The following is a 3,847-nucleotide window of genomic DNA, read 5'->3' on the forward strand; positions in this document are numbered from 1 at the left end:
GATCAGTATCAATGTCTCGTGGGCTCGGAGATGTGTATAAGAGACAGCCACGGAGGCTTCAAGCATTTAACCAACCATCGCTCCAGAGGCAGCAAAAGATGATGCCAGCGGTGGCCCTCAGCGGGTCCCGTGGATTTGGCTGAGGATGGACGGATCGGTGATCTTATGGTCGCTCATTAACATGAATGCCTTGGACAAAATCGTTCCCAGTCGCCCAGCCTTTCCTCGAAGGGGAGGAAGATACGTTCAGATGATGATCTGGGTGCTTGCACGATGCAGAGGTAGGAATCGTCTGGTTCCATGAGGATGTTTCCCGATCCGAGGTGGATCTTGTAGGTGCGATGCGTACCGCGAACGATGAGGTGGCGATCGGTCATCTGGCAGCACTCAAACAGAATTGTCCGGGGAAGGACTTCGCTTAGATATTCATGTCTTGTCTGCGCCGATTCCGAGAGCTCCCCTGTGTGTGTTCCGCCCCAGTAGTCTCTGACGAGGCCATTTGGGTGGTCCGCCCAATCCGGGTCCGGTCCAATGACAGCCACTGAGGTAAAGAGATCAACGTCGCGCATGGCTTCGCTAAACACGGCCGGCGGTACTGCATCAAGGGCTATTGACTCCCAGGTGTCCCGGGCTGCCCGCCGCTCAAACCACACCCTGTTGGTTGAGCATAGGTTTGCACGTTCTGTCTCGAGCTCGAGAAGTTCGATGTTGAAGGCAGCCCTCAGCTGTTCGTCGGGGAATTCGACGTACAGCTGAGTGTCCTGGCCGCCGTCCCAAGGACCTAGCTGGGCGCCGTGCCAGCCGCGTTCCTTCGCAATGGCCTGCGCACGATCATAGTCAAGCACGTGTGCGGCGTACCGGTTGGAGTAATGTCCGGTCTCCAACTCGGCGGGAGTCAGCAGGTAGAGCTCCCGATATACCTGTTTGAAAGGTTGCCTCAACCGGTGCTGCAGTTGGTGTGAGCGCCAGGAGCGTACCTCGCCGACACTCCGTGCCCACGGTTTCCAAAGAACTACGCTTGCGTCGCCGGGTATGGCGTACGTTTCGCCATGGAGTCCCACCAATTCCCAACCGCTGGCACCACCAATGCGTCGAGGGTAGCCGGAGTACTCTCCTTCCTTTATCGTGATCGTCCACAACAGATCGCGAGCAATGGTTCCGACCACGGGGTGTTCCAAGTAGCGGGTCCGGAAATCGTGACCTGGCCACAATCGCTCGGAAGCCATGAGCCGTTCGAGCCGGCGACGCTGAACGTTCAGGGCCTTTTTAGCTTCGCTCGTCGCGAGCTTTACGGTGGGCAGCTTTGGATGGTTCTTCAGTTGAGTCGGCATAGGCACCGCTTCTCCGGCTGTAGTGAACCATTCGAGCTTCGCAGCAGCCGTGCCCTGTCCGCTCGTCAGGGTGACTCTGGCGGTGTACTCGTCAATTTCGAAGGTTTTGCCACCGTCGGCATCCAGGCCCAGATCGGGAACAGCTGTTTCCAGAAGTTCCGAGGGAGAGATGCCCCGCTCTGCGGACAGTTGGTCGATGACGTTGACCAGGCGTTTGTGCAGGTTCTTGTTCTTGACCACGTCCCGGATGTGCGTGAGTGCTCCAACGACATCAGTTGTGGCGGTCTCGTGGCTCTTGGCAATCTCCAGGAGTGCCTCCACACCTGCATTAGCCCCTATTGCGGAGCGGCAAACTCCGTTCTTGCCGTTGTGGCCTGCCCCCAGGTAGGCGGATCCATCCCGGATGAGCTGGACGTTTGCTGGAGCATCCGGCTGGAGGGCGAGGAGCCAGAGGGCGGCTCGCAGGACCGATCCGACGTGCAGGGTAAGACATGAAATTTCGCCCAGGTCTGCCGTAGGCCTGCGCTCGGCAGCCAGGCCGAGTAGGGCCTGAGCAACCCCCAGCACTGCCGGCTGCTCCGCGATCCGCAGATCTGCTGCGCGTTTCCACTTCGCCGTGGGCTTCGGGCCGTTCAGCTCGCTCATGAAGAGCAGTAGTCGAGCGACGTGGTGTTCCGGCATAACCGGCCTCACCGCATTGCGTATTGAGGGGCCGAAGTCGTCATCCTCAGCCACGTACTGCAAAGGGATGCGGCCGTCTTCTTCGCTGTCACTGAGCAGCAATTCATCAAATTCGCGGATCTTTGGATGCAACCCCGGCCCATCCCGAAAATCAGTGAGCAGCACTGCCTCCAACCGGCGGGTCGCCGCGGGAATTGTGCATCTCTCAGCGGGTTCCAGCGCCAGGATTGGCGCGTGAAACGCACCGCGCCATGAAGGGTAAATGTACCGGGAATAGGGCACGTGGGTGAGCATCCAATCGAGCTCCTGGGCGCGCCAGTCCAGGGGAGCCAGTTCCGAGAAGATGTAGAGCGCCTGCTCGATCGGTGGCAGCATGTGCACACGGCCGGCCGGGATGCCGAAAGGCTCGTAATACCTATCGGCGATCCCGTACCTGTGCTCGTGTATGTGAGCGAAGGTAAACGCAAATGCACCCTTCTGCCCATCCGGGTCGAGTTGGCCAAGGTACCTGGCAAACCGCTCCCGGTACTTTTCCAAGCCCTCCCCGCCACCTGGCCAATCGGAATGTGGAGTCATGAAAAACTCAAGGAGCCGACCGCTCTGCTCATCGGCCAAGACACGCAGGTTGTCGGGCATCGCGGTACGCCCCTCCAGTTCGGCCGAGGTGCTCATCCTCCAACCAGCGGTACCAGCTTGATGAAGACAGCTTCGACGGCTTTGAGGACGTCGACTTCGTCCGACAGGTTGCAGACCTGTTGGCCATCAACCATCACGAAGAACGAGTTCCGTTCAAAGCCTCTAACTGCCGTGTCAGCGTGGTGTTCCCAATTCACGGGCTTGCGGTCTTGTACCTGATGCCCAAGACCGTTGAGCCCACTTTCCTTGGCGGAGACCACCACCAGCCCTGGCGCTTTTCCAGCCCCGTGGGTGGTGTTGTAACGCGCGACTTCTTCGCGTACGCGCCAACGTATTAGTTCTTCAACTGTGATGACATCCGGCAGCCCGGACAGCTCAAGTTGCTCCGTTGCCCCGGCTCCGGGCAATTCTTCATCACAGATTCGCAATACGGCCATGAGGTTCCACCAATCAACGAGGCGTTTTCCGCATCGTACAAGTCAGGTCTGACAGTCTTTACCCCTTTACGCCTTCGCGGCTTTGGCGGCTGCCTTCGCTGCTTGTTTGCTCGCACGCACTTTGACCAGCGACTCCGGATCCACAATGTCGGCGACCGAGAGGTACGAGCCCTCTTCCCCGTAGTGGCCGGCGGCTTCCCGCCATCCATCCGCCTGTAGGCCGCATTGCTTGCCCAACAGTGCCAGGAAGATCTTTGCCTTCTGTTCGCCAAAGCCCGGCAGTGCCTTGAGCCGGCGGAGCACTTCGGGGCCATCGGGGTTCCCGCGGGTCCAAATGGCAGCTGCGTCGCCGTCCCACTCGGCATGTACGGTCGCGGCGAGGTCCTGGACCCTTGCGGCCATGGAGCCCGGGAACCTGTGGACGGCCGGCCGTTCCTTGAAAACTTCCACAAAACCGGCTGGGTCGTACTCGGCGATCGTCGCTGGGTTAAGGGAGCCCAGCCTGGTGCGGATCTTTTCCGGACCAGCAAACGCCGACTCCATCGTGACTTGTTGATCCAGCAACATGCCTGTTAACAACGCAAAGGCGTCGTCACTTAGCAGCTGGTCCGCGTCGGCATCTCCTGTGATGTGCAGTTCCATGCGTCCCATCCTCCCACCGCCTGGCGGCTCCGTCACCGGCGGTCCACCGGCGTTTGTTTTGGTCTGCTGCTTCCGGGCCGCCTCACCAATAACCCGTGAGCGTTCGACGGCGGTTTGGTG

General features: G+C 59.7%; 2 protein-coding genes and 1 pseudogene. All 3 read right to left on the reverse strand.

The window, feature by feature from the left end:
- Positions 1-117: 117 nt before the first annotated feature.
- The 3 genes and pseudogenes from ACLRGI_RS19175 to ACLRGI_RS19185 all read right to left on the reverse strand — a co-directional run bounded on the left by ACLRGI_RS19175 (position 118) and on the right by ACLRGI_RS19185 (position 3,736).
- A pseudogene (locus ACLRGI_RS19175) lies at positions 118-2,684 on the reverse strand (DUF4132 domain-containing protein).
- A complete protein-coding gene (locus tag ACLRGI_RS19180) occupies positions 2,681-3,085 on the reverse strand; it encodes a hypothetical protein (protein WP_419203136.1) in 405 nt (134 codons plus the stop codon). Before ACLRGI_RS19180 ends, ACLRGI_RS19175 begins: the two are co-directional and overlap by 4 nt.
- 66 nt (positions 3,086-3,151) lie before the next feature.
- A complete protein-coding gene (locus tag ACLRGI_RS19185; RefSeq protein ID WP_419203137.1) occupies positions 3,152-3,736 on the reverse strand; it encodes an HhH-GPD-type base excision DNA repair protein in 585 nt (194 codons plus the stop codon).
- Positions 3,737-3,847: the final 111 nt, after the last annotated feature.

Source organism: Paenarthrobacter sp. PPS72 (genome assembly GCF_048537125.1).
GTDB classification, from domain to species: Bacteria; Actinomycetota; Actinomycetes; order Actinomycetales; family Micrococcaceae; genus Arthrobacter; species Arthrobacter nitroguajacolicus_E.